Genomic DNA, 26,553 nt, shown 5'->3' with positions numbered 1-26,553 from the left:
TAAATATTGTTAAAACACTAAGAGGTAAATGTTTAAAAAATAGTTTTGATTTTTTAAACGAAGAAAAATGAAATTAGTAGCAAACATATCACGAATATTAGTAGGCTCATTATTTATTGTGTCGGGTTTAATTAAAGCTAACGACGTTTTAGGTTTTAGCTATAAGCTAGAAGAATATTTCGAAAATGGAGCTTTGGCTTTTCGTGTTCGTAACATGATAGGTTGGGATTCATTTTCACTTGAATTTTTAATGGAGCACGCATTATTGTTAGCTTTAATTATGTGTGCCTTGGAAATTATTTTAGGTTTTGCATTATTATTTGGTACCCGAATTAAAATCACAGTATTTTCATTACTTGGGTTAACTGTAATGTTTTTCTTTTTAACCCTTCACACTGCAACTTGTGATCCTACAGCTTCATATAATCAAAATACAACCTTAAGTGTTTCTTCGCCAGAATATACTAGAATGATGAGTAGAATGGATGAGGGAATGCCTATTGAAATTATCGAAGAAAATGAAAAAGATGTTGTATTTCAAGAAAAGTTACCGGTACAATGTGTAACCGATTGTGGTTGTTTTGGAGATGCAATGAAAGGTTCTTTAGGACGTAGTTTAACTCCCTGGGAATCGTTTAACAAGGACTTAATTTTAATGATATTGTTGATTCCTGTGTTTTTGCAACGTCATAAATTAAAATATAATAGCCTTAGAGATGATGCTATTATTTTGATCCCTGCATTTGTTTTTGTTGGTTTTTACTCTTGGGTTTTCGATTGGTATTTTCCTTTAATTTTTACATTGGTTGGAATAGGTGGGTATATGGCTTTAAAGCCATTAATTAAATCGGTAATCACTCAGTTTTTACCAATGATTTTTGCAGCAATTATTACTCTAGGATTTATTTACTATACTTACAATAGTTTACCAATTAGAGACTATAGAGCTTATGCAGTTGGTAAAAATATTCCAGAGCAAATGGTATTGCCAGAAGGAGCTCAACCAGATGTTTATGAAAACATTTTTTTCTACTTAAACAAAACTACAGGAAAAGTAGAAGAATTTACTGAAAGTAATTATCCTTGGGACGATAAAAATTATGAGTTTAGTGATAGGCAAACAAAATTAATTGTCGCTGGAGATCATCCTGCAATAACTGATTTTACTATGGTTGGAGAGGATGGAAATGATTATGCTCAAGATTATTTAGCTGAACCGGGTTATTTATTTTTAGTTGTTGCATACGATTTAAACAAAACCAATTTAACATCTTACAAAAAGATTAATACATTTGTTGACCAATGTAATAATGACGGTAATTATATTATTGGATTGACAGCTTCATTACAAAGTGAAGTAGAGAAGCTTAAACAAAACGAAGGTGTAGCAATAGATTTTTTCTCATGTGATGCAATTACATTAAAAACAATTGTAAGAGCAAATCCTGGAGTTTTATTGCTAAAAGAAGGTATTGTTGTAGGTAAATGGAATGTGAATCAGTTGCCTGATTACGAAGAAGTTAAAACTGAATATTTAAAGTAAAATATAGAATTTGTTACAGTTTATTATTAAAAGGGTTCTTTATGGATTTCTGGTTTTAGCCGGAGTAATAACTGTTGTATTTTTATTATTTAACGTTTTGCCAGGTGATCCAGCTCGTATGTTAATGGGGCAGCGTGCAGATGAAGAATCATTGAGAGTTATTCAAAAAGATTTAGGATTAGATCAGCCTTTGTCAACACAATTTATGATGTATTTGAATGATTTGTCACCATTATCGGTTCATGACAAAAACACAGAGCATTATTTATATCTAGACCCTGATAAATACGATTATTCAGAAATAATGAACTATGGGGAATCCAGTGTATTGGTTTTTAAAACTCCATATTTAAGAAGGTCTTACCAAACAAAGAGGAAAGTATCTGAAATATTAAGTGATTACTTGTTGGAAACAGCAGTGTTAGCTACTGCAGCAATGTTATTAGCAACAATTATTGGTATTATTTTTGGAATTTTTGCAGCATTAAAACAGAATACATGGATGGATCAATCCCTCCTTTTTTCTTCTATATTAGGGATGTCTGTGCCTTCATTTTATTCAGCAATTATTTTCTCATGGTTATTTGGTTACTTGTTATCCGATTATACTGGATTAAATATGACTGGTAGTTTGTTTGAATATGATGATTTAGGGAATGGTGAAATATTAAGATTGGATAACTTAATTTTACCCGCAATAACACTTGGGTTACGACCCGTCTCAGCAATTATGCAATTAACACGTAGCTCGATGTTGGATGTGTTGTCACAAGATTATATTAGAACAGCAAGAGCAAAAGGTTTAACATTTTATACAGTAGTTATAAAGCATGCATTAAAAAATGCGTTAAACCCTGTTGTTACTGCAATTTCCGGTATGTTTGCTAGCTTGTTGGCTGGAGCCTTATTTGTCGAGCAAATTTTTGCATGGAAAGGTATTGGATGGATTTTATATGATGCTTTAATGAAGTTTGATTTACCTATAATAATGGGTGGAGTATTGTTGACAGCAACTATTTTTGTTGTTATTAATATATTGGTAGATATAGTTTATGGAATGTTAGATCCTAGAGTTCGAGTAAAATAAGAAGTTTATGAGAGATAAAATTGTAGCGGGTAATTGGAAAATGAATAAGAATCTTGAAGAAGCTCTTCAATTAGTTAATGAATTAAAAGTTGCTAATGTTGATTTAACTCCTAAAATAATAGTAATACCTTCGTTCCCTTTTATTAATTCCATAGTAAACACATTAGAAAACTCACCAATTAAGGTTGGAGCTCAAAATTGTTCAACTCAAGATAGTGGAGCATATACTGGAGAAGTTTCTGCATCTATGTTAAAATCTGTTGGCGCTCAATATGTTGTTGTTGGGCATTCTGAAAGAAGGTCTTATTTTAATGAGCAGAACGAAGGTTTAGCAGAAAAAGTAAATCAATGTTTAAGTAATGGTTTAACTCCAATTTATTGCTGTGGCGAGTTGCTAGAAGAAAGAGAAAGTAACAATCATTTTAAAATAGTTGAGTCTCAAATAAATGAAGGATTATTTAATTTGTCAGAATCAAAAATGATAGATACTGTGATTGCTTATGAGCCAGTATGGGCAATCGGCACAGGTGTTACGGCAAGTCCTGATCAAGCTCAAGAAATGCATGCATTTATAAGGGCTTTAATTGCTCAAAAATACAATCAACAAGTAGCTGATTCAATTTCAATTTTATATGGAGGTAGTTGTAATCCAAAAAATGCAAAAGAATTATTTTCATTGCCAGATGTTGATGGTGGTTTAATAGGAGGGGCATCACTTAAGTCTGTTGATTTTATGGCGATCGCTAATTCATTTTAATTCATTTAGTTATTCTTTTTATGTTTTTAAGTATCAATATTATGATGCTTAAAACAATATTTAACAATTGTCGTTTTATATGATGTACTAATTTGAGTGCATTTTATAAGGATTTATCAATCCTAATTACGATATTTGTTAGTTAAGCTAAAAGTAAATATTGAATAAACGATTTACATATCAGTTATTAAGCGTTGTAATAATCTCTTTATTACTACTTACCTCTAAGGTTAGCCATGCTCAATGGTCTTTAGATGTTGTTGGAACAGTTAAAAAAGAAGAGACTAAAAAACGTTTTGAAGGTGTGACCGTAACAGTTAAAAGGAATGGAGCTGTATGGAAAACGCTTACTTCTGAATCTTCAGGTAAATTTGAAGCGGCTCTTGATCCTGATGCTGTTTATGTTTTAGAATTTTCAAAACCAGGGCACGTTACTAAACGAATAGAGTTTTCAACAAAAAATGTTCCACCAGACGATGCAAAATATGGTTTTGAATTCCCTATGGAGATGAATTTGTTTGAAAAAATGGATGGATTGGATGTTTCTATTTTAAATAAACCAATTGCAAAAGTTGCTTTTGATCCAACAACTGGCTACATGGACTATGATGCAGCTTATACAAAATCAATAAAAAGTGAATTAGATCGTTTGAAAAAAGAATTAGAAGAAAAATTAAAACAGCAAGAAGCTGATAGAAAAGCTAAACAAGGAGATTATGATAAAGCAATTGCTGCAGCTGATAAGTTATTTAATTCTGAAAAATGGGCAGAAGCAAAACCCTTTTATGATCAAGCTGCAAAAATATTCCCTGATGAATCTTACCCATTATTTCAATTAGGGCTTATTTCAGATAAATTAGCTGCTACAGCAGAAGCTGATAAGCGTTATAATTCGGCTATTGAAGCTGCAGATGCAGCTTTTGCTGCTCGAGAGTGGGATAAAGCAACAATGAATTACCAAAAAGCAGCAAGTTATAAATCTGAAGAAAAATATCCGGCTGATAAGTTAAAAGAGATAAAGGATATCCTTGCCAATGAGAAGAAAGTGGCCAAAGATTATGATGATGCGATATTGGCTGCAGATCAATTTTTCGGATTAAAAGATTATGAAAAAGCAAAAATGGAATATGAGAAAGCCTTAGCGTTAAAATCTTACGAAGAATATCCAAAAACAAAAATTACTGAAATAGATAAATTATTAGCTGAATCTAAACAATTGGAACAAGAATACACTGCAGCAATAAAAGAAGCAGATGATTTGTTTGCAGCAAAAGATTTTGAAAAATCGATCGTGTCATATCAAAAAGCTGAAAAACTTAAACCCACTGAGGAATATCCAAAAGAGAAAATAAATGAAGCAAAGAGTCAATTAGAAGCTCAGAAAAAAATAGAAGAAGATTATAAGAAATTTATTACAGCTGCAGATGCAGCTTTTGCTTCAAAAGATTATCAAACAGCACAAACTAACTTTCAACAAGCTTTGGTTGTAAAAGCAAATGAACAATATCCTAAAGATAAAATTGCTGAGATTAAATCGATTTTAGATGATATAGCTAAAAAAGAAGCAGAAGAAAAGCAAAAAGAAGCCAATTATTTAGCAGCTATATCCAATGGAGATAAAGCACTAGCTCTTCAAAAGTATGATGTAGCAACTCAGGCTTATGAGTCTGCTATACAAATAAAAGCCGACGAACAATACCCTAAAGATAAAATAGCTGAAATAAAATTATTGTTAGCTGATATAGCTAAAAAAGAAGCTGAAGAAAAAGCTAAAAATGAACAATATCTAAAATTAATCACTGAGGCTGATGGTTTGTTTAGTTCTAAAGAATATGAAAAAGCAAAACTAAAATATCAATCTGCAAGCGATTTAAAATCTGAAGAACAATATCCAAAAGGCAAAATTGTTGAAATAGACGGATTGCTTGCTGAATTAGCAAATAAAGAAGCTGCTGAAAAGGCGAAAGAAGAACAATATCAAAAATTGATAACAGAAGCTGATGGTTTATTGTCTTCTAAAGACTATATAAATTCAAAAGCTAAATATCAATCTGCAAGTGATTTAAAAGCAGAAGAAAAATATCCTAAAGACAAAATTGTTGAAATTGATGGATTACTTGCTGAATTGGCTAAAAAGGAAGCGGAGGAAAAAGAAAAAAATCAACAATATGAACAATTTATTAGTCAAGCAGATAATAATTTAGCTGCGAAGAAATATGAAGAAGCAAAAATAGCTTATAATCAAGCTATTGAAATAAAGTCTCAAGAGCAATATCCTAAAGATAAACTTAAAGAAATTGAAGCTATTTTACTAGAAATTGCAAAAGCTAAAGCAGAAGAGGAAGCTGCTGAAAAAGCTGAAAAAGAAAAGCAGGATAAATTCGATGCATTAATTGTTGAAGCTGATGGCTTCTCAGATTCAAAAAAATACGAAGAAGCAATATCTTCTTACAAAAAAGCTCTAGAAATAAAATCTAATGAACAATACCCTAAAACTAAAATAATTGAAATAGAAGCTATTCTAGCTGAGATAGCTCGTAAAAAGGCTGAAGAAGAATCTGCATTGATGGCTGAGAAAGATAGAGAGGAGAAATATAAAAACTTGATTTCTAAAGCTGATAAAAGTTTTAATTTAAAAGAATACGAAGCAGCAAAATCTACTTATAATGAAGCAGTAGGAATTAAGTCAAATGAGCAATATCCCAAAGATAAAATTGCTGAAATTGATCAGTTATTGGCTGAAATAGCGAAGAAAAAAGCAGAAGAGGAAGCTGCAGCACTTGCTTTACAAGGTAAGGAGCAACAATACAAATCTTTAATAGCTCAGGCCGATAATGCTTTTAATACAAAAGACTATGAGGGAGCTAAAATTAAATATTATGAAGCTTCAGCAATAAAAAAGGAAGAGCAATATCCAAAAGATAAAATAAATGAAATAGCAAAAATACTAGCTGAACTTGCCTTAAAGCAAGAGGAAGATAAATTGGCTGCAGAAGCTTTGAAAAAGAAAAGAGAATATTATGATGCAGTTATAGCCCAAGCAGATGGTGAATTCTCGTCAAAAAATTATGAAGAGGCTAAACGAAAATATACTGAAGCATCTGCAATTCTATCTGATGAAGATTATCCTAAATCTAAAATTAAAGAGATTGATGATATTATTGCTAAAATAGCATCTGACAAGGCAAATGCTGCTTTAGCTGAAAAAGAAAAAGAAGAGAAGTATAAAAGCTTAATTGCTAGTGCGGACAATAGTTTTAACAATAAAAATTACGAGGAAGCAAAATCTGTTTATACAAAAGCTTTAAGTATTATGTCGTCTGAACAATATCCAAAAGATAAATTACTTGAAATTAAATTAATTCTAGATAAAATTTCAAGTGAACAAGAAGAGATTAAAGTTACGAATAATGCTCAACAGCAAAAATTAGATCAGTATAATGCTATTATTGAAAAAGCAGATGAATTGTTTTCTAATAAGAAATACAATGAAGCATTAAATCAGTATAATTCAGCATCTAGTATTATGCCTAGTGAACTATATCCTAAAAAACAAATCATTGAAATTAATAAGTTATTAGCTGAATTAGCTCAAAATGATAAAGCAAAAGAGCAGGCGTTATTAGCTGAAAAGCAAAAAAGAGATAATTATAATGAAATAATTTATGAAGCAGATAGATTGTTTAGGTTTGAAAAATATCAGGATGCAAAATATAAATATGAGCAAGCATTGGCTTTATTTAATGATGAAAAATATCCAAAAGAGCAATTATTAGAGATAGAAAAAAGAATGAATGAAACTGAAAATGAAACTGTAATTGTTTCTTCTAACTCAAATGGTCCTAGAGCTAAAATTGATGACTCTAAAGAAAAAGAGATTGAAAAAAGAATGGCTGAATTGTTAAAAAATAGAGATTCAGATAAAGCAATAGCTATAGAAAATGAAAAAAATAACCATACGCAATTAGAAAGTGAAAGAATAAGTACGTTGGATAAAAAAATTAAAGCTACTCGTGATCAATTAATTTTGTTTGATAATGATAGAAATGCAAATAATGAAATTAGGGATAAGTACCGTTTACAAAACCAAGAAGAGTTAGATGAATTCACTAAGTCTTATATTGAATCAGAACAAAGTCTAATATCTGATTCTGAAAGTAAAAGACAAAACTCAAATGAAGAAATTATTGTAACTGCTCAAAAAATTAAAGAGTTTGAAGAAAGCCAGGATGAGCAGTTAGAAGATAAAGTAAATGAATTATACACATTTGCAGATAATGTAAATGAAGCAAATTTGATTATACGTGAGAATGCTGAAAATAGAAGGTCTCTAAATGAAAAAGAACTGGATGAAATGTATGTTAAAATTCAAAAAGATATGGAGCAAGCTGAAAAAAGAAGAAAAGCTCATGAATTGGATTTAAAAGAATATCAAAAACTACTTGATAGTCAAAATGAAATTTTGATAAAAGCTTCAAAAAATAAAAGACAATTTAATAGGGATAGCTTAGTTGATTTAGTAACAGCCATACATAAGCAACAGTTAAAAAGTTCTAAATATTATGAGCTTAATGTAGCTCAGTTAAAAGAATACAAAGAAACATTGAAGAATCTTGAAAATAGACAAATAGAAGCAGCTGATAAATGGAGAGAAAATAATATAAAAGAAGTAGATGCTTATCAGGCTGAGATAGATAAAAATCAAGAAATACAGATTAAAAAATACTATGAAAAAACAGCTTATTTAGATGGTTATAAAAAGACTATGACTGTTCAGCAGAAAGATCTTAATGAAAACCATGAGAATAATATTCAACTCGCTAAAGAAATAGTTTTAAAAGAGAAGAATGAAAAAATAGAAATGGAAAAAAGTAAATCTCAATTTCATTTAAGATTTGCAGAAGAAATTGAAAAGGAAAGAGAATTAGATCAACAGTTTTCTAAAGATTTTCAAGCAATTTCACTTGCTAAAATTAGAGCAGTTAGTTTTGATGATGTATATAAAGGTGAAGAGCATTTAAGTGAGAATTTAGAGTTAGCAGATAAATATCCTCAGGGAATTACAGAAGAAACAAGTGAAGTTGGAAATGCAATTGTATTAAGAAGGGTAAAGGTTACAGGAACTCATGTAGATGTTTATGAGAAAACTTTTTACAAATGGGGTGGTACTTTCTATTCAAAGAACGGGTATAATATTACCGAAACTCTTTGGGATTTAGAATCTATAGAAAAATAGAATTTTATCAATCAACTAAAAAATCATTTAATGAAGTATTTATCGTTATCATTATTACTAATGATTTTCTTTTTTTCATGTAAAAACGATAAAACAATAGATAAAGAAGATTTCGTTGTTGAAGAATCTGTTCAAGATTATGTTAAATATGCCAAGGGATTTTCAATTGAAACATTTTCAGATTATAAAGTATTAACTATTTCTAATGCTTGGAAAGGAGAAAAAACAATTTTTCAATACATTCTTTATCGTAATGAAAAACCTTTAGGATTTGAAGATGCTGTTTTTGTAAAAACACCAATAAAAACAATAGCATGTTTGAGTTTAACTCATTTAGCATTTATTGATAAGTTAAATCAAAATAAATCAATAATTGCATTGTCAGGTTGCGATTATGTTAGCAATCTTGAAATTATAAATAGAATTAAAACTGACAAAATAAAAGAAATAGGCAAAGAACAACAACTCAATTATGAAATGTTGATAGATAACAAACCTGATTTAATAATGGCTTATGGAATAGATGAAAGTTCTAAAAAAAATTTAACTAAAATGAAAGAACTTGGTTTGTCTGTTGTTTTAAATGCTGAATATATGGAGAATCATCCATTAGGACAAGCAGAATGGATAAAGTTTGTTGCCGCTTTTTATGAATTAGATAGCGAAGGTGATTCAATTTTTTCTTTAATAGAAAAAGAATATTTAGAGTTAAAAAAACAAGTTGCTAAAATAGAAAGCAAACCATCTGTTTTTTTAGGTATGCCTTGGAATGGAGTATGGTATATGGCTGGAGGAGAGTCTTTTCAAGCTCAGTTATTAAGAGATGCCGGAGCAAATTATTTATGGGCTAATAATGAAGAGAAATCTAATTTTACAATTGATAAGGAAGTAATAATTGATAGAGCAATAGATGCTGACTATTGGATAAATTTAAATAGCTATACAACCATTAATGAGGTAGTTGCTTGTGATACTAAATTTTCAAAATTTAAATCTGTTAAGAAAAATCAGTTGTTTAACAATAATAAACGATTAAATATATCAGGGGGGAATGACTATTGGGAATCTGGAATTGTCAATCCTCAAATTGTTCTAAAAGATTTAATAACCATATTTCATCCAGAAGTATTAAATCATGAGCTTTTTTATTATAAAAAATTAGATTAGTCTTCAGTTGTTTTTTATAAAAACAATGCCTAAAATTTATTAACTTCGCGAAACACCTAACATGTACTTTTAATAGAATATGTTTGTAACATTCAATTAATTAAATTTTTGAAGGGATGAGTAATCAAGTTGAAACAAAATCACCTGACATTAAAATGTCAAAAGAAAGCTTTAAACAAACTATTTTAGATGATTATCGATTAGTTTATGTAAGTAGGGAAACATCTTTATTAGGAAGAAGAGAAGTGCTTACAGGAAAAGCAAAATTTGGAATATTTGGAGATGGTAAGGAGCTTCCTCAATTAGCTTTAGCTAAACACTTCAAAGAAGGTGATTTTAGATCGGGTTACTATAGAGATCAAACCTTAATGATGGCTATTGGACAATTAACTGTTCAACAGTTTTTTGCTCAATTATACGCTCATACAGATGTTGAAGCAGAACCATGTTCAGCAGGAAGATCTATGAATGGTCATTTTGGTACTCGTAGTTTAAATGAAGATGGAACCTGGAAAGATTTAACAAAAATTAAAAATTCATCAGCAGATATTTCCCCTACAGCTGGTCAAATGGGACGGTTGTTAGGTTTAGCTCAAGCTTCAAAAGTATATAGAAATAATAAAGAATTAGCTTCTTTTACTAACTTTTCTAAAGGAGGAAATGAGGTTGCTTTTGGTACAATTGGAGATGCAAGTACATCTGAAGGCCCTTTTTGGGAGGCGATAAATGCAATTGGCGTTTTACAAGTTCCAGTAGTTATGTCAGTATGGGATGACGGACAAGGAATCTCTGTTCCTAAAAAATACCAAACTACAAAAGAGAGTATTTCAGAAGTACTAAAAGGTTTTCAAAGAGATAATGGAAAGAACAATGGTTATGAAATATTAAAAGTTAAAGCTTGGGATTATATTTCTTTAATTGAAACTTATGAAAAAGCAGTTAAAATTGCTAGAGAAGAGCATTGCCCAGTTTTAGTACATGTTGAAGAGGTTACTCAGCCACAAGGACATTCAACATCAGGATCTCATGAAAGATATAAATCGAAAGAACGACTAGAATGGGAAGCTGAGTATTGTTGTGTGAAAAAATTTAAAGAGTGGATTTTAGAAAATAAAATTGCTACTGAAGAAGAATTAACTATACTAGAGAAAGAAGGAAAAAAACAAGTTTTAGATGAGAAAAAAGCTGCGTGGACTGCTTACCTAAATCCAATAAAACAAGAAAGGGATGAAGCTGTTGCAATGTTAAAACAATTAGTTGTTGAGAGTAGTAATGGTAGTTTTATATCTCCAATGATTGAAGAGTTAAGTGCGAATATAGAACCAATTCGTAAAGATTTCATTTCAGTAATTAAGAAAGCGTTAAGAATTACACGAACTGAAAATTTACCTGCAAGATTAGCTTTAATATCATGGTTAAAAGAAGCTGAAAAATTAAATTTTGATAGATATAGTTCTAAATTATATTCTGAATTTGATTCATCACCATTAAATGTTGAAGAAGTTAAAGCTGTTTTTACAGATCAAAAAGAAGATGGTAGAGTTATTTTAAGAGATAACTTTGATAAAATCTTACAAAAATATCCCGAAGTATTAATTTTTGGAGAAGATTCAGGGAAAATTGGAGGGGTAAACCAAGGGTTAGAAGGATTACAAGATAAATATGGCAAAATAAGAATTAGTGACACTGGAATTCGTGAAAACACAATTTTAGGACAGGGAATAGGAATGGCTTTAAGAGGGTTAAGACCTATTGCTGAAATACAATATTTAGATTATTTATTGTATGCTATTCAAATTATGAGTGATGATTTATCAACACTTCAATATAGGACTAAAGGAGGTCAGAAAGCTCCAGTAATTGTTAGAACTAGAGGTCATCGTTTAGAAGGGATTTGGCATTCAGGTTCTCCAATGGGGATGATTATTAATTCTATTCGAGGAATGCATGTTTGCGTTCCTCGAAATTTGACTCAATCAGCTGGTTTTTATAATACTTTATTAAAAGGGGATGATCCAGCAATAGTAATTGAGCCTTTAAATGGATATAGAACAAAAGAAAATATACCAAGTAATTTAGGTGAATTTACTGTGCCATTAGGTGTTCCTGAAATTTTAACTGAAGGAAATGATTTAACAATAGTTTCATATGGTTCAACTTGTAATTTAGCTTTACAAGCTGTTCAACAATTAAACGAAGTGGGAATTTCTGCTGAATTAATAGATATAAGAACTTTGTTGCCTTTCGATATTAATCACTTAATAGTTGATTCATTAGAAAGAACAAATCGTTTATTGATTGTAGATGAAGATGTTCCAGGTGGAGCCAGTGCATTTATTCTTCAGAAAATTCTTGAAGAACAAAAAGGTTATTACAAATTAGATTCTGAACCGGTTACATTAACAGCAAAAGCACATCGTCCTGCTTATGGAACAGATGGTGATTATTTCTCAAAACCAAGTATAGAAGATATATTTGATGCAGCTTATAACATTATGAATGAGTATGATGGGGATACTTACCCTAAAATTTATTAGATTTGGTAAAATCAATTTTACACCATAAATGTTAAAGAAGTTATTTAGAGTTATCACTGTTCTTCTTTTAGTTCTATTCATAAGTAATAATGCTTATTCAAATAGAAAAGATACACTAATTACATTTACAGGTAAAGTGTATGAAAATAAGATAGATACAGATAAAAAAATCACATACAAAAATGCGATTTTTAAATTGGTAAAAACTTCTGTTGATTTTTTCGTTTCAAATACTGCTGATAAAACGGTTGTAAATTGCTATTTGGGTAATAAGATTATTTATAGCGATACAGTTAAAGCCGATGGTGTTTTTTCTATCCCCCTTAATTATGAGAAACAATATAGAGTAGAATTTGTTAAAGAAAACTATTATGTAAGTAGTGTTTCTATCAATACAAAAGGAGTTCCTCAACGACTTTATAAAAAAGGTTTTCTAATTAATACAGAGCTTGATGTAATAAAAAAACATCCAAAACAAGAGCAATTTGATTTTGATATGATGAAAATTGCTTTTAATGATAAAAGAGCTGAATTTTTAGTTGATGAGGCACACAGTCAATATGTTCAGGAGGAATTAGAGGCGATAAGAATTAATGTTACTAAAGCAGTTGCTATAGATAAAGAAGTTAATCGATTAAGTGAAGAGACAAGGTTAAAATACACAAATATTTTAGAAACTGAGAAAGTTAAAGCAAATCAAGAAAGAGCTAGAATTATTAAAAATGCGAACCATATTGCGGATTCTATATTGAACTATGCTCAAACAAAATCTCAAGAAATAGAACAATTTGCATCTAGACAATTTATACCAACTAATTCGTCAGCAAAAAAAGATTCGCTAAAAAGTAACTCAAACATTGATTTTTCTGATGGTGCTGATATGGGGCTTATCATGTCAGGGAGTATTGAGTTAGGAACAAAAAAAGACCAGGTAGAAAATGCAAGAAAATCATTAGAATTAGCAAAATTAAAAGCTACTACTAAAATGGATAGCCTTTTAATTATAGAAAGAGAGGCTAAAATTCTAGCTGCTGAAAATGCGATTTTAATTGCTGAGCAAAAATTAAAAGATGCGGAAAAAGAAATAAGTGCACAAAATGCTGAACTTGAAATGGAAAAAATGTTGAAAAACATTATGATTTTTGGACTTTTGGGATTGATAGTTTTAGCAATTGTATTTTTTAGAATAATTAAACAAAAGAAAAAAGACAATAAAATTATTATGCAGCAAAAGCTTGAAGTTGAAGAGCAGCATAAAGAAATTACAGATAGTATTAATTATGCTGAACGAATTCAAGCGGCTGTTTTAACAAGCAAAGATGAATGGAATAAGATAAGTAAAGAACATTTTGTATTATTTAAACCTAGAGATATTGTTAGTGGAGATTTCTTTTGGGCACATCATAATGAAGAAAAAAATATTTCTATATGGGCAACTGCAGACTGTACAGGACATGGTGTGCCAGGAGCTTTTATGAGTATGCTAGGAATAGGCTTTTTAAATGAGATAGTTATAGAAAATGGTATCGTAAAACCAAATGAAATACTAAATGAATTAAGGTCAAAAATTATTAAGGCTCTAGTTAAAAATAAAGCTGACATTGAACAAAAAGATGGAATGGATATTTCACTTTGTATACTTGATAAAAACACAAATACATTAGAATTTTCTGGGGCAAACAATTCAATATGGATTTTAAAAAATCATGCTGATTTATCTAGCGAAGAGATTGAAAATAGTAAAACAATAATTCATCCAACAAACGAAAAAGCTATTATTGAAATAAAAGCAGACAAGCAGCCTGTTGGAGCTTATGTTGAAAATATTAAACCATTTAATTCATCTTATGTTAAGCTTAATAAAGATGATGTAGTTATTTCATTTACTGATGGTTATCCAGATCAATTTGGTGGTATAAAAGGAAAGAAACTTAAATATAAGCCTTTCAAACAATTCTTTTTAGATAATTCATCACATTCTTTAGAGAACTTAAAACTAAACTTAGAGCATTCATTTAATGATTGGAAAGGTGATTTAGAACAAATAGATGATGTATGTGTAGTTGCGGTTAAGGTTTAAAATTAGTTTTAAATAAAACAATATTATATTCTTTTTACCGTAACATAAATGTTCTTTATTTAGATGTTTAAAAAAGCAAGAATAAGGTGATAAGTAACTCTATATTTTTCAGTATTTTTCAAGTCTTAAATGATAAAATGAAAAACCTATTAATTGTTTTTTTAGCTATAATTTGTTTGCCTGCTTTTAGTCAAAATGGAGGTGATAACACTTATGAGTTTTTAAATGTTCCTGTTTCAGCAAGAGTCGGAGCTTTAGGAGGAACAGCAATAGCAATTAAAGATGGAGATGCTAATTTAGGATTAAATAATCCTTCTCTTCTTTCTCCAGATATGCATTCAACGGTTAGTTTAACCTATTTGAATTACTTTGCTGATATTAATTATGGCTTTGTTTCTTACACAAGTGATTTTAAGAAACTCGGAACATTTTCAACAGGATTAAAATACATTTCTTACGGTAAATTTACAGAAGCCGATGAAGGAGGTAATGTGTTAGGAGAATTTTCAGTAGGGGAGTATGCATTAGTTTTAGGTTGGGGTAAAAGTATCGACACTTCTTTTTCAGTAGGAGCTAATTTAAAACCTATTTATAGTAATTTATATACATACAATTCTTTTGGCTTGGCGGCCGATTTTTCTGCAACTTACCAATTTCATAAAAGACAAATTACTACGGCATTAGTAGTTAAAAATATTGGTAGTCAAATTACAACTTATGCTGATAATGGAGAAAGAGAGCCATTACCATTTGAGGTTCAGTTTGGAATATCCAAAAAATTAAAATATGTGCCATTAAGATTGTCGCTAACATTAAACAATTTAGAGAATTGGAATTTAGCTTATAACGATTCGACTTACTTAACTAATTCTAACACTAATTTAAGTGAAGAAGAAAAAGACGAACGAAATAAATCAAGCTTTTTAAAGGAGTCTTTAAGACATATCGTTTTAGGAGCAGAAATAATTCCATCTAAGAATTTTAATTTAAGATTTGGTTTTAATTTTAAACGTCGTTCAGAATTGGCAATAGAAGAAAAACCAGGATTAGTTGGTTTTAGTTGGGGGGTTGGTTTTAGGCTAAATAGATTTCAAATTAATTATGGAAGTGCTCGCTACCATTTAGCAGGGTCATCTAATCATATTACAATTTCAACTAATATTTCCCAATCGTATAAACGAGATATTAAAGTTTATAAAGAACCTAAAGAGAAAAAAGAGAAGAAATCCAAAAAGAATAAAGAAGAGGAAATATGAATAAAATAATTATTGCAATTGATGGATATTCTTCATGTGGAAAAAGTACGCTCGCAAAGCAGATTGCCAAAGAGTTAAATTATGTTTACATTGATACTGGTGCTATGTATAGAGCTGTTTCTTTATATGCTTTACAAAAAGGATTTATAGTTAATAATGTCTTAGAAGTTACTAAGCTTTTAGCAGCCTTACCATCGATTAAAATTTCTTTTTCATATAACCTAGCCCAAAGTAAATCAGAAACATTTTTAAATGGAGTTAATGTTGAACAAGATATTAGAACTATAGAAATTTCTAATCATGTTAGTAAAGTTGCTCAAATAAAGGAAGTGAGAGAAAAAATGGTTGATTTACAACGTGCCATGGGAGATGATAAAGGTTTGGTAATGGATGGAAGAGATATTGGATCTGTTGTTTTTCCAAATGCTGAATTAAAGTTGTTTATGACTGCTAGCCCTAAAATAAGAGCTCAACGAAGATTTGATGAGTTAAAAGCAAAAGGAGATAAGGTTTCTTTTGAAGATGTTATGGCTAATATAGTTTTAAGAGATAACGATGATACAAGTAGAACTGAAAACCCTCTAATAAAATCTCCAGATGCAATAGTAATTGATAATTCAGATATTACTCAAGAAGAACAATTTGAATTAGCATTGAATTATGCTAAAAACATTATCGGTTAAGAATAAAACAGAAGAAGCTAAGAATTTATTTTTTTATTCAAAAAATGAGTAAATTCGCATCATAACAGATATTATAGAGTGCTGATGACAGAAGTAATGAGTAAGATTTCGATTGAAAAAATTTCTCAATCAAAAATAACAGAAGTAGATTTTAATAACATTGTATTTGGAAAACAATTTTCTGATCACATGTTTGTGGCAGATTATAAAGATGGTAAGTGGTCTGATTTTAAAATATTGCCTTTTGGCAAAATTGAAGTAAGCCCTGCTTGTGCTGCTTTGCATTACGGGCAAGCAGTTTTTGAAGGAATGAAGGCTTATAAAAATGAACAAAATGAAGTTTTACTTTTTAGACCATTAGACAATGCTAAAAGATTAAATATTTCAGCAAAGCGATTATGTATGCCTGAAATTCCAGAAGATATTTTTATGGAAGGTTTAACTCAACTAATCAAACTTGATTCAGAATGGGTTCCTAAAACAGAAGGAAGTTCTCTATATATTAGACCTTATATGTTTGCTAGCGAACAACTTTTAGGGGTTAGACCAGCAGATGAATATAAGTTTATCATTTTTACTGCACCAGTTAATTCTTATTATGCAGAACCTGTAAATGTTAAAATTGAAACTTCTTATTCTAGAGCAACAGAAGGAGGAGTTGGATATGCTAAAGCAGCAGGTAATTATGCTGCAGCTTTATATCCTGCAAAGCTAGGTCAAGATGCTGGTTATCAGCAGTTAATTTGGACAGACTCTGTAAATCATGAATATATTGAAGAGTCAGGAACGATGAATGTTATGTTCCATATTGGAGATAAATTAATCACGCCAAATCTTGATTTTAAAACTACATTAGCAGGAATAACCAGAAATAGCGTTTTAACTTTAGCTAAAGATTTGGGTATTACCGTTGAGGAACGAAGAGTTTCTGTAACAGAAGTTATTAATGCTGCCAAAGAAGGTGTTTTGAAAGATGTTTTTGGAACAGGTACTGCAGCAACTATTGCTCAGGTTGCTTCTATTACATTTAAAGATGACAAATATGTTTTACCAAAAATTGAAGAGAGAGAGTTATCAAATAAACTAGCTAAAATGCTTCAAGAAATAAAGCACGAGAAAATAGAAGATAAATACAGTTGGATTCATAAAATCTAAATTCAAAAAAAAGGCTTTCTATTTAGAAAGCCTTTTTTATTACATTACTTTAAATTCAACCCTTCGGTTAATTGCTCTATTATCATCATTATCGTTAGCAACAACAGGATTTGATTCTCCATATCCTACAGCTGATAATCTAACCTTATCAATTCCTTTAGATGTTAGATAATCCATAACTGAATTAGCTCTACTTTTTGATAGACTTCTGTTGTATTCATCACTCCCTTTGTCATCTGTATGTCCACTGATTTCAATTTTTAATTCATTATTCTGAACTAAAATATCGAATAATCTATCTAACTCATTAAAAGATTCGCTTTTTAGTTTTGCTTCATTAAACTCGAAAAAGATATTATTTAATCGAATTACTTCACCTTTTTCAATAGGTAATAAGAATAAATCTTTTGTTTGTTCAGCATATGCTATTAGCTGTTTTAAATCTAAATTTTCACTTATAGGGTAAAAGTTATCCTGTTGAGCAACGAAACTGTATTTTTTACCAGCAGGTAAAATAATTTTATATTCACCAGTAACAGGATCAGAATTAGCAATACCAAGTTCAACATTTGCTTCTAAATCATAATACTTGATTTTTGCAGTCATAGGTTTAGCTGTTTTCTTATTGTAAGTTATCCCAGATATTAATACTACAGCTTCAGGTTTTTCTGAGTTTTCAATTTTACATATATCTCCACCTGAAGATAAATAAGCATATTCACCAGAGGCATCTAAAAAATAACCTAATTCACTTGATGGAGAATTTACTTTTGAACCTAAATTTTGTGGTTTGCTCCAGTTAGTCCAAGTATCATCAAGTCTTTTTGAAACGAAAACATCATAAGAACCATATCCATAATGTCCTTTTGATGAAAAATATAAAGTTTTGTTATCAGCAGCTACAAAAGGATTTGTCTCATCTTCAAAAGTATTTACAGTCAAACCTAAATTTTTAGGTTTACTCCAAGTATTATCATCTTTTATAAAGCTTACATATAAATCTTTTTCACCAGCACCTTCCTTTCGTTCAACAGATAGTATAAGTGTTTTATTATCTGAACATAAAAAATAGGCAACATAATTATTGTCATTATAATTATCTTCAATAACAAAAGCTTTAGGTACTTCCCATCCATCTACTGTTTTATTTGAAATTGATAGTCCGGAAGTGTTTTTTGAACCATCAGGCTTATATGTATTGGCTACGATTAGTGAATTGTTGTCAGGAGAGGCTGAAACTAGAAAGTTGTTCCCAGTATTATTTAAAGGTTTTCCAAAATTTTTAAGAGTACTCCATTCACCATTTTCTTCAAGTGTAGAGTACCAAATATCTTGGTCATCTTTTGGATCTCCTACATTTTCAGGAGTGTCGGCTCTTACACAGTATAAAGTTTTTCCATCAGCTGAAATAATAGGTACTAATTCATCATATTCATCAGTATTTATTTTGTTGCTCAGCTTAATTTTATCGCCTATATTATTAGCTCCTTTAACAAGATTTATATTTCTTGGAGTTTTAGTGACTTTTAAATAGTCAATTTCCATTTCCATTTTATTTCCAAGGAAAAATGCTATTCTCGATCCATAATAGCTGAACTTTCCTGTTTTATAAACTAACTCGTCATTGATAAAATAAGCTACAATATTTGCAGTTTTTACTACTTTTAAAACGTTGTAATTGTAACCTTCATTTATGGCTTCTGTTTTTTTATAGTCGACCATAATATGGCTTTTTTCACTATAAAAGTGATCTAATTTATAATCTTTATTAGAGGTAATTAAAAACTTTTGATAAGAGCTATTATCGCCATACATAGAAAATAATATCCCAAAACCATATCCTTTTTCTCCAGAGCTTTGTTTTAACTTTATTTCAATTGTAAAATTTTCTGTATCGGGAGCTAAATCAGATAAACCTTGATAAATCCATCTTGAACTTTCTGTTTTATTTTTTATTAAATATGTGCCATTTTTCACTTCACATTTAATGTTTTCTCCATTGTTTTCATACCAACCAAATGAATTGTCATTAAATTCTTCATTAACTAAAACTGTTTCTTGAGCAGTTAAAGAACAAAGTAAAATATAATTGAAAAGTAATGTTATTAATATCTGTTTCATATGCTTTGATTTTTATTCAAAAGTAATTTAAAGTTATTTTAAATAGAATAGGGCATATGTCGTATAAAAAAAGAGGGGAACTAAAAGTTCCCCTCTTTAATATTGATATTTAAATGTTTTCTATTTAAAGAAATTAATGAAAGAATCTTTAGCAGAAATGTGAACAGCTTGAGGGAATTCACCATGAACAATTAATGCATTTTTATGATGATGTTCTAATTCACTTAATTTATTTCTATTCAATAATATTACTGTAGAATGACCGTGATGATCAGTTTTATCTAGGATAGTTTCTTCGTTAAAATCACACTGCCAATGAGTTTCCGCCATTTCTTCAGCATAACTAATACTAATTGTTGGCATCTGAAAATAGCTATGCTCACCAATACCTTCAAAATCGAAAACTAATCTTACTAATCCACTTTCAAAAACTAAGTCTGTATCACTTAATCCTAAATCAGCAAATGATACTTTACCCGAAGTTGGCGATGAAAAATTAACTTTTATTTCTCCTTGATTTAATTCTATTGTTTGACTCATAATTATTTATCGTTTTTTAGTTTATTAATATAGTATAAAGTTCGATTTAATAATTATAAAAAGGACTGATAAATATCAGTAATTGAACTATTTTTTCTTAAAAGCATTAATCGCATTTCGTGTAAACTCAGAAAGTACTAATTCTCCACTCATTGCAGCTCGTTCAACCAATAAAGTATCCCAGTTTTCAGTTCCTTCCCAAAATACTTTTTTAAGCATGCTCATTGCTTGAGGATTAGAAGAAGCCAATTTATTTGCTAAAACTTCTATTGCAGCATCCATTTCTTCAATTGATTCAGAAACTTCAGCATATAAACCTTTTTCTTTTGCCCAATCAGCAGGATACCATTCTGTTGCATTTATGGCCATCATACTCATTGCAGATGTACCAACTTTTCGTTCAACAGCTGGTCCTACTACAAAAGGACCAATACCAACTGCAAGTTCACTTAACTTAACTGAAGCATGCTTTGTAGCGTAACAAAAATCAACTGCACTAGCCATGCCAACACCACCTCCAACAGCTTTTCCTTGCACTCGGCCAATTATAAATTTAGGGCATTTCCTTGCAGCATTTATTACATTAGCAAAACCAGAGAAAAAGACTTTTCCAGTTTCTAAGTCGTTTATTGAAATTAATTCATCAAAACTTGCACCTGCACAAAAAGCTCTATCACCTTTCGATTTTAAAATAATAACTTTTACTTTATCATTGTTGCCAACTTCTGTAATTGTGTTGGCTAATTTATTTAAAACTTTGCCAGGTAATGAATTACTCATAGGATGGTAAAACTCAATAGTTGCAATTCCTTTGTCGTTAATTACAAATTCTACTGTTCCTTGTTCTATTGCTGTTGTCATTTTATTATCGTTTTATTTTTCTTCAGAAAATGTTAATACATAGCCATTTACGTCAACTATAGAAAATTCAATTGTATCATAAAATGTACTTTCTAAATCTGAAATAATTTCTACTTCATTGTTATATAGTTCTTCATGTAATTCAGTAATTCTATCAACTTTAATGTAAAAAGTTAATCCACCTCCTGGCTTTTGAGACTTTAGTTTAGGTACTGAATTAGTCAAACTTTTAGTTGACTGAAACATTAAAAGAACATCATTACGTTTTACCATAGCCCAATCTAATTTTCCAGTTTCGGGTACAGTTCTTAATAAAGTAAAACCTAATAAATCTGTATAGTATTCTAATGTTTCTTCAACATCGTTAACCATTAGGTTAGGGGTAAGTGAATTTAAACTCATAATTAATCTTGATTTTTAAATTTAACCATTGTTAAAATGGTCGCTAAAGCTACCGTTTCTCCAGTTTCATCATAAACATCAACTAAGAATTTTACAATTCCCTTTTTGATATCATCCTCATCTTTTTTCTCTTGAGCAATTTTTTCTTTAGCTGTAAATCGAACTCCTATTGTCATCCCTGGATAAACAGGTTTTGTAAATCTACATTCGTCCAAGCCATAATTTAATAAAACAGGTCCTTTTTTTCCATCAACAAATAAACCGGCAGCTTTAGATAATACCCAATAACCATGAGCAACATTGCGTTCAAATATTGTTCCTTCTAAAGAAGTAGCATCTACATGAGCGTAAAAATTATCTCCACTCACATTTGCAAAGTTTATAATGTCAGTTTCTGAAACAGTATGCTTTCTTGTTATTACAGTTTCTCCAATTTGGATTTCTTCAAAATAACGCTGAAAAACATGTTTATCAAATTCTAACTGTTCTGCTCCATAATGGTATTGATTGGTAATTTTAGTAAGCATAGTTGGTGAACCTTGAATTGCAGTTCGTTGCATATAATGCATTACACCACGTTTACCACCCATTTCTTCTCCACCTCCTGCACGACCAGGACCACCATGAGTTAATAGCGGGAGAGGAGAACCATGTCCAGTACTTTCTTTAGCACAAGCTGCATTTAATATTAATATACGTCCATGCATTGCAGCAGCTCCCATGACGAATTCTTTAGCAATTTTATCATCGTTTGTTACAATAGAACAAACCAATGAACCTTTACCCATTTTAGCTAATTCTATAGCTTCTTCTAAATTTTTGTAAGGAATAATTGTAGAAACTGGTCCAAAAGCTTCAATGTTGTGACAATCGGTATTATTAAACGGATCATTATTTAAAAATAGGATAGGAGACATAAATGCTCCTTTGTTTTTATCCGCTCCAGTTACTTCAAAATTATCCATGTCACCAAAAACCATTTCCTGAGTTTTTGCTAACAGTTCAACCTTTTCTTTTACTTCTCTTAATTGTTCTTGTCCAGCTAAAGAACCCATTCTAACACCTTCTACAGAAGGGTCACCAATGGTTGTTTTAGCTAAACGTTGCCCTAGAGCTATTTGTACATCTTCTACTAAATTTTCTGGAACTATAATTCTTCTAACAGCTGTACATTTCTGACCAGCTTTTACAGTCATTTCACGTTGTACTTCTTTGATGAATAAATCAAATTCTTCTGTTCCAGGGACAGCATCTTCTCCTAGTATAGATGCATTTAATGAATCAGCTTCCATATTAAAAGGAACAGCTTCTTCAATTAATTTAGGATGAGACTTTAACATTTGTCCAGTAGAAGCAGAACCAGTAAAGGTAACTACGTCTTGACTTTGCACATGGTCTAAAATTCCATTAGCGGAGCCACAAATTAATTGTAAAGCACCTTCAGGTAATATTTTAGAGTCAATAATTTCTTTAACCATTAATTCAGTTAAGAAAGAGGTAATGGTTGCTGGTTTTACAATAGCAGGAACTCCAGCCATAAAGTTAACAGCAATCTTTTCTAGCATTCCCCATATAGGGAAGTTAAAAGCATTGATATGTATAGCAACTCCTTGTTTTGGTACCATTATATGATGACCAATAAAAGTACCTTCTTTAGATAATGGAGCAACATCTCCATCTACATAAAATGTTTCGTTACCAAATTGTCTTCTTAAGCTAGCGTTTGCAAATAGGTTTCCAATTCCACCTTCAATATCAATCCAGCTATCAACTTTTGTTGCACCAGTAGCAGCACTAAGTGTATAAAATTTCTTTTTTTGACTAATTAAATGCAAAGCCAATGCTTTTAACATTAAACCTCTTTCCTGAAAATCCATTTTACGAAGAGCTGGACCACCAACAGTTCTTGCATAGTGCATCATTTCTGCAAAATCTAATCCTTTGCTTGATGCTGTAGCAATTTGTTCTCCTGTAAGTGCATTAAATAAAGGCTTTCCTTCTTCAGCTCCTTCAACCCATCTGCCTTGAGCGTAATTTTGTAGTTTCATATTGATAGTTTCAGTTTTATTTAAGGTTTCTAAATTACTAGTTTGACTTTTATTTAACAAGGGTTTAAGCAAAGCTTAAAAGGAAAAGTTTTATTCTTCATCTATTTTAAAAGAAATCAACTTTTTATAAAAAATAGTTAGAGGAATAATGGATGCTAAAATGAATAAGCCTCCGATTATGTATGCATAAATAATATTATTATTAAATCCGAAAAAAGGGATTGCAAAAATTGATATCAAAAGAAATCTAGATAAAATATTTAGTGCTTGAAAAACACTACCAGTTCTACCAATAATATGATTTGGAATGTGATTAAATAGATAGGTTATTCTTAATATTCGTGATCCAGCATTTGAGATTCCTAAAACAAAGCAAACAAAAGATAATATGTATGGGCTTTTGGTAACTACCAAAAGTTCAAAAGCAATAATACTAGCAATCATTAAAATAATAATTGCTTTAACGGAATTAGTGTTTTTAAATACCCATCTAATGCCAATACCAGCTAATAGCGCTCCAAGAGCGTAAGTCATCTCAGCAATAGCATAAATACCTCCACTAGCTTTTAAATGGTTGTTTACATAAATAGGCATAAGTTGATGAACATGGATTAAAAGGACAACAAATATTGCAAATGAAGCAGTTCCAAAGTAAAATAATAAAGGATATTTTTTTAAAAATATAAGACCTTGTTTTAGTCGAGTTGCAATGCTCCCAGTATCAATAATTTTAGGTTTTACAGGAGTGTATTTTATAAACCAAATAAGTGAAAAAGCAACTACATATGTGCAGGCATCAAGTAAAAATATTTCATGGAGTTTCCAAGGTTTTATGCTTAATCCAGCTATAAAGTCTAATCCTAAACTGTTCAATAATTCATTATTGATTCCAGTTAATAATAGTGCGGCGAAAGCTCCTGATAATACACTGGTAGATTGTCCAATAATTTCTATTAAGGAATTTGTTTTTCCATAATTTTCTTTTTCGGTTATTTCTTGTCCAAAAGCATAAAGATTAGGGTAGTGCATATTGTAATTAAATATGGTTGCACAAAAAACAAGCGCAACAAGTATTGTTGGTACTTCTCCTAAATAATAACCAATACTAGCTACAGTTGTTAAAATAATAAAACCTGAAGCACATAAAGCTAAAAAAATATTTTTCCGAGGGAATCGATCGATTAGAGTTCCTGAATATAAACCCCAAAAAAGTGTGGCTAAAGTTGTGATAGAATAAATAATACCAAAAGAAGCACTATCGTGTAAAACATCTGCAAAATACCAAGGGATAGCTAACATGCTTATACCTTGTGCAAAGCCAGAAATAGCATTAGCAGTAAATAATAAGGTTAGTGCTTTTTTGTTTTTCAATTGTTTATTTTTGAGAGAACAAAGTTAGTGTATTAATGCAGATTAAAACTAAAAAAATAGATTATCAAAAAGCGCTTGAAAAAGCTATGCGATACTGTGTTTATCAAGAGCGTTGTGTTTTAGATGTTGAAAATCGACTCTTGGCTTGGGGTTTATCTAAATCAGATTGGGATAAATTAATAGATGCATTAATAGACCAAGACTTTTTAAATGAAAATAGATATGTTGAAGACTACGTTAGAGGAAAGTTTTTAATTAAAAAGTGGGGAAGAAATAAAATTAAAGCTGGGTTACTCCAAAAAAAGATAAGAGGGGCTGAAGTTGAGAAGAATTTGAGCGATATTGATGAAGAAGATTATAAAAAAACAATCAAATATTTAATTGAAAAGAAAAAAGCACTTTTAAATCAAAAAGACGATTTAGAACTTAGAGATAAACTATATCGTTATCTTCTTTCTAAAGGCTATGAATCTGAAATTGTAGTAAGTGAGTTGAAGATTAATAATCTTTCGCAATAATTTCTCGGTCTTTAATTACTCCAAAACCGAACAGTCCATCGCCAGTAGTGATTTTTAAAATATTTCCTTTCATTTGATGTAAAATTTCGGGTGGACAATTAAAAGCTTCAATGGGTAGTTCTGGTTTGTTTTCTATAATTAATAAGTCGACGGTGTTACTATTTGTTTTAAATCCATTGAACTCATATTTAGCTGTTTGTAGATTTGAAGTAAATAAAAAGTTTAAGCATAAAAATAAGCCAGTTAAAAAAGGACCAACACCTAGAATATTAAATATTATGGTTTCATATTTTATAAAATGAAAGTATTTGCTGTATATTTTTAATGGAATTAAAAATCCGATTACCGTAAATAAAACGATAAGTTTTGAAGTTGTAAATAAACTAATAAAAGTAATAGGGAAAAATCCCATAATTAGAAAAGTACCTACAAAAAAAGCAAAAATAGCAAGGGTAATAAATCTTCTTGATTTGTCTTTTTTAGGAGTGTAACTCTGCTCTCTTATTTTGCCAACTTCTTTCAACTATATTTATTGTAAAAAAGGGTTGTTAGCTTTTTCAAATCCTATAGTAGTAGCCGGGCCATGACCTGTATAAATTGTAAAGTCGTTAGGCAAAGCAAATATTTTGGTTTTAATGCTATTTATTAATGTTTGGTGGTCACCACCAGGCAAATCGGTTCTACCAATGCTTCCATAAAATAAAACATCTCCGTTTATGGCAAACTTTTGCTCATGATTAACAAAAACAATATGTCCGGGAGCATGTCCAGGTACAAAAAGAATGTCTAAAGTACTGTTTCCAAAAGAAATTATATCGCCTTCATTTAAGAAATTAGTTGGTTCAGGAGATTGATCAACTGTAAAGCCATACAAATGACCATATTCGGTAGTAGTATGCAATGTTGGTAAGTCTTTTTCATGCATTTCCAACCCAATATTAAATGTTTTTGAAACAAAATTGTTACCTAAAATATGGTCGATATGGCAATGCGTATTTAATAACTTAACAGGTTTTAAGCCTTCTTTTTCAATGAAGTCAACTAATTCTTGTTGTTCGGTATTAGAGTAGCAGCCCGGATCAATAATTACACATTCTTTTGTTTCGTCATACAAAAGGTAAGTGTTTTCCTGAAATCCGTTAAAAGTAAAGTGGTGTATAGTTATCATTTTTTGCCTTGTTTTTAAACAAC

General features: G+C 30.3%; 19 protein-coding genes. 11 read left to right on the top strand and 8 right to left on the bottom strand.

The window, feature by feature from the left end:
- Positions 1 to 67: 67 nt before the first annotated feature.
- The 10 genes from FRY74_RS05070 to FRY74_RS05025 all read left to right on the top strand — a co-directional run bounded on the left by FRY74_RS05070 (position 68) and on the right by FRY74_RS05025 (position 17,501).
- Complete coding sequence (locus FRY74_RS05070; RefSeq protein ID WP_147099263.1) at positions 68 to 1,543, top strand: hypothetical protein; 1,476 nt, start codon at positions 68 to 70, stop codon at positions 1,541 to 1,543.
- 10 nt (positions 1,544 to 1,553) lie between these two features.
- A complete protein-coding gene (locus tag FRY74_RS05065) occupies positions 1,554 to 2,630 on the top strand; it encodes an ABC transporter permease (RefSeq protein WP_147099261.1) in 1,077 nt (358 codons plus the stop codon).
- Between the two features lie 7 nt (positions 2,631 to 2,637).
- Entirely contained in the window at positions 2,638 to 3,387 is a 750-nt protein-coding gene (tpiA, locus tag FRY74_RS05060) for a triose-phosphate isomerase (RefSeq protein ID WP_147099260.1), read from the top strand.
- A 160-nt stretch (positions 3,388 to 3,547) separates the two neighbouring features.
- Positions 3,548 to 8,623, top strand: a complete 5,076-nt coding sequence (locus FRY74_RS05055) for a hypothetical protein (protein ID WP_147099258.1) — start codon at positions 3,548 to 3,550, stop codon at positions 8,621 to 8,623.
- A gap of 30 nt (positions 8,624 to 8,653) precedes the next feature.
- On the top strand, positions 8,654 to 9,790 hold the full coding sequence (locus FRY74_RS05050) for an ABC transporter substrate-binding protein (protein ID WP_147099256.1): 1,137 nt from the start codon (positions 8,654 to 8,656) through the stop codon (positions 9,788 to 9,790).
- Positions 9,791 to 9,906: 116 nt separating this feature from the next.
- A complete protein-coding gene (locus FRY74_RS05045) occupies positions 9,907 to 12,327 on the top strand; it encodes an alpha-ketoacid dehydrogenase subunit alpha/beta (protein ID WP_147099254.1) in 2,421 nt (806 codons plus the stop codon).
- Between the two features lie 28 nt (positions 12,328 to 12,355).
- Complete coding sequence (locus tag FRY74_RS05040; RefSeq protein ID WP_147099252.1) at positions 12,356 to 14,407, top strand: PP2C family protein-serine/threonine phosphatase; 2,052 nt, start codon at positions 12,356 to 12,358, stop codon at positions 14,405 to 14,407.
- A gap of 137 nt (positions 14,408 to 14,544) precedes the next feature.
- Entirely contained in the window at positions 14,545 to 15,663 is a 1,119-nt protein-coding gene (gene porQ, locus FRY74_RS05035) for a type IX secretion system protein PorQ (RefSeq protein WP_147099250.1), read from the top strand.
- On the top strand, positions 15,660 to 16,346 hold the full coding sequence (gene cmk, locus FRY74_RS05030) for a (d)CMP kinase (RefSeq protein ID WP_147099248.1): 687 nt from the start codon (positions 15,660 to 15,662) through the stop codon (positions 16,344 to 16,346). Before porQ ends, cmk begins: the two co-directional genes overlap by 4 nt.
- 96 nt (positions 16,347 to 16,442) lie before the next feature.
- A complete protein-coding gene (locus tag FRY74_RS05025; protein ID WP_223265828.1) occupies positions 16,443 to 17,501 on the top strand; it encodes a branched-chain amino acid aminotransferase in 1,059 nt (352 codons plus the stop codon).
- Between the two features lie 39 nt (positions 17,502 to 17,540).
- Here the strand turns inward: FRY74_RS05025 and FRY74_RS05020 are convergent, their stop codons facing one another.
- From FRY74_RS05020 to FRY74_RS04995, 6 genes are all read right to left on the bottom strand, one after another.
- Entirely contained in the window at positions 17,541 to 19,622 is a 2,082-nt protein-coding gene (locus tag FRY74_RS05020) for an OmpA family protein (protein ID WP_147099245.1), read from the bottom strand.
- Positions 19,623 to 19,742: 120 nt separating this feature from the next.
- Positions 19,743 to 20,162, bottom strand: coding sequence for a hypothetical protein (locus FRY74_RS05015; protein ID WP_147099243.1), 420 nt, complete (start codon positions 20,160 to 20,162; stop codon positions 19,743 to 19,745).
- 87 nt (positions 20,163 to 20,249) lie between these two features.
- On the bottom strand, positions 20,250 to 21,023 hold the full coding sequence (locus FRY74_RS05010; RefSeq protein ID WP_147099241.1) for an enoyl-CoA hydratase/isomerase family protein: 774 nt from the start codon (positions 21,021 to 21,023) through the stop codon (positions 20,250 to 20,252).
- A gap of 12 nt (positions 21,024 to 21,035) precedes the next feature.
- Positions 21,036 to 21,425, bottom strand: a complete 390-nt coding sequence (locus FRY74_RS05005; protein ID WP_147099239.1) for a VOC family protein — start codon at positions 21,423 to 21,425, stop codon at positions 21,036 to 21,038.
- A 2-nt stretch (positions 21,426 to 21,427) separates the two neighbouring features.
- Entirely contained in the window at positions 21,428 to 23,473 is a 2,046-nt protein-coding gene (gene paaZ / locus FRY74_RS05000) for a phenylacetic acid degradation bifunctional protein PaaZ (RefSeq protein WP_147099237.1), read from the bottom strand.
- Between the two features lie 90 nt (positions 23,474 to 23,563).
- On the bottom strand, positions 23,564 to 24,844 hold the full coding sequence (locus FRY74_RS04995; protein ID WP_147099235.1) for an MFS transporter: 1,281 nt from the start codon (positions 24,842 to 24,844) through the stop codon (positions 23,564 to 23,566).
- A gap of 35 nt (positions 24,845 to 24,879) precedes the next feature.
- Here FRY74_RS04995 and FRY74_RS04990 point away from each other — a divergent pair, with 35 nt between their 5' ends.
- On the top strand, positions 24,880 to 25,362 hold the full coding sequence (locus FRY74_RS04990; protein WP_147099233.1) for a regulatory protein RecX: 483 nt from the start codon (positions 24,880 to 24,882) through the stop codon (positions 25,360 to 25,362).
- On the opposite strand, the gene FRY74_RS04985 is transcribed toward FRY74_RS04990, so the two are convergent.
- Both FRY74_RS04985 and FRY74_RS04980 read right to left on the bottom strand, forming a co-directional pair.
- Positions 25,343 to 25,885, bottom strand: a complete 543-nt coding sequence (locus FRY74_RS04985; RefSeq protein ID WP_147099232.1) for a hypothetical protein — start codon at positions 25,883 to 25,885, stop codon at positions 25,343 to 25,345. The two genes, FRY74_RS04990 and FRY74_RS04985, sit on opposite strands and share 20 nt — an antisense overlap.
- Before the next feature lie 6 nt (positions 25,886 to 25,891).
- On the bottom strand, positions 25,892 to 26,530 hold the full coding sequence (locus FRY74_RS04980; protein WP_147099230.1) for an MBL fold metallo-hydrolase: 639 nt from the start codon (positions 26,528 to 26,530) through the stop codon (positions 25,892 to 25,894).
- Positions 26,531 to 26,553 lie beyond the last annotated feature (23 nt).

The sequence above is a fragment of the Vicingus serpentipes genome (assembly GCF_007993035.1).
Classification (GTDB): domain Bacteria; phylum Bacteroidota; class Bacteroidia; order Flavobacteriales_E; family Vicingaceae; genus Vicingus; species Vicingus serpentipes.
The sequence above is the reverse complement of the archived record's forward strand: the minus strand, read 5'-3'. Positions and strand labels throughout refer to the sequence as shown.